General features: G+C 54.8%; 2 protein-coding genes. One reads left to right on the top strand and one right to left on the bottom strand.

What is annotated here, in order from left to right:
- The first annotated feature begins 206 nt into the window (after window positions 1-206).
- Entirely contained in the window at window positions 207-1,238 is a 1,032-nt protein-coding gene (locus GGD46_RS33565) for an IS110 family transposase (RefSeq protein ID WP_184711474.1), read from the top strand.
- A gap of 154 nt (window positions 1,239-1,392) precedes the next feature.
- Here GGD46_RS33565 and GGD46_RS33690 read toward each other — a convergent pair.
- A partial coding sequence (locus tag GGD46_RS33690; RefSeq protein WP_210325795.1) for a hypothetical protein occupies window positions 1,393-1,867 on the bottom strand: 475 nt, incomplete at its 5' end.

The following is a 1,867-nucleotide window of genomic DNA, read 5'->3' as shown; positions in this document are numbered from 1 at the left end:
ACCACCGACCCTGATCCTCGTTATACTATTTTCGCTAATATAGTATAGCGTCGCTGTCGAGATGCCCGCTCTTGAACATGGGGTAATCGCGGACGCCTTCCCCGAAGACATTGCCTCAGCAATATCTGACATGGGTGGTTGCCCCCGGTAAGATGAAATACGGGCTCACGATTGGAACCGGGCCCAGCATCAAATGGGAGGCAACCATGGACCAATATATCGGGCTTGATGTTTCGTTGAAAGATACTGCAGTCTCGATCCGAGAGGATAGGAAGCGGATCTGGCGAAGCAAATGTCCTTCTGATCCGAAAGTTCTATCGCAGATCATCCGAAAGCATGCTCCGCGCGCAAAGCTGGTTGTTTTTGAGACAGGCCCACTGTCGACGTGGTTCTATCACGCGCTGACAGCCGAAGGAATTCCCGCGATTTGCATCGAAGCACGTCATGCGCAAAAGGTTCTGAATGAGACCCTCAACAAGACTGATACCAATGATGCGGATGGTCTAGCGCAGTTGGCCGAAGCCGGGTTTTACAAAGTCGTGCGAGTGAAGACCTTCGACAACATGCTGACGCGTACACTGGTGGCAGCGCGTAGCCTGCTCGTAAGCATTTCCAAGCAGCTCAGCAACCAAATACGCGGTCTCCTGAAAACCTTTGGCCTCATCGTGCCCAAAGGAGAAGGACGGGTATTTGATGCCAATGTGAGAGAGCTGCTGAATGGAAATAGCGGCCTGGCAGTTGTGATATTGCCCCTCCTCGAGGCATGGCGCGAAATACGTAAGCGCGCAGCCAATCTTGATCACCAGTTGCTCGCAGCTTCCAGACAGAGCCGGGCTACGAAGCTTCTGATGACGATTCCAGGCGTTGGTGCTGTCACGGCCGTCTCGTACATTGCTGCGATCGAAGATCCGGAAAACTTCCCCACCTCCCGCTCCGTTGGCGCTTGGCTCGGGCTAACGACGCGGCGCTATCAGTCAGGCAATATCGACTATGATGGCCATATCTCGCGACGCGGTGACGGTCGGTTGCGAGGACTACTTTATGAGGCGGCAACCGTCCTCTTAACAAGAACCACTGCCAAGACCGAGTGCAGTCTCAAAACCTGGGGACTGAAGCTGCGTGAGCGGCTGGGCTTCAAGCGTGCCGCGGTTGCTGTCGCCCGAAAGCTTGCCGTCATCATGCATAGCATGCTCAAAACCGGGGAAGCGTTCAATCCATTGGCCGGCGCTACCGCATAGGCGAAAAAAGCCGGCCTACCTGTCTCAGTGCCTCAACCCGATTGAGATGCTGGGCGTCCTTGCTGTGGACGTGGGTTGGGTCATTCCGTCGAATTGGTCGCAGCTCGTCGAGACTGCGTCTTGAACAAAGGAAGACCCGCCTTGCGAAAACCCATCATGCGGCGACTGCATGTCGACCGCGAAGACAACCCTGCTCCCAGCGCCGGACGAACTTGCAGGAATAGCGATGCAGAACGAAGAAGTGAAAAAGATGCCGCGATACAACGCTTGCAACACAGCAACGAAGTACGTCGTTTGAAATCCGCTTGACTCGATGCAGGCGATTAGACAACCCGATTGAGATGCTGGGCGTCCTTGCTGTGGACGTGGGTTGGGTCATTCCGTCGAATTGGTCGCAGCTCGTCGAGACTGCGTCTTGAACAAAGGAAGACCCGCCTTGCGAAAACCCATCATGCGGCGACTGCATGTCGACCGCGAAGACAACCCTGCTCCCAGCGCCGGACGAACTTGCAGGAATAGCGATGCAGAACGAAGAAGTGAAAAAGATGCCGCGATACAACGCTTGCAACACAGCAACGAAGTACGTCGTTTGAAATCCGCTTGACTCGATGCAGGCGATTAGACAACCA

This window comes from Martinezella lusitana (assembly GCF_014207095.1).
Lineage (GTDB): Bacteria > Pseudomonadota > Alphaproteobacteria > Rhizobiales > Rhizobiaceae > Rhizobium > Rhizobium lusitanum_B.
This window is presented reverse-complemented; position numbering and strand designations above follow the sequence as displayed.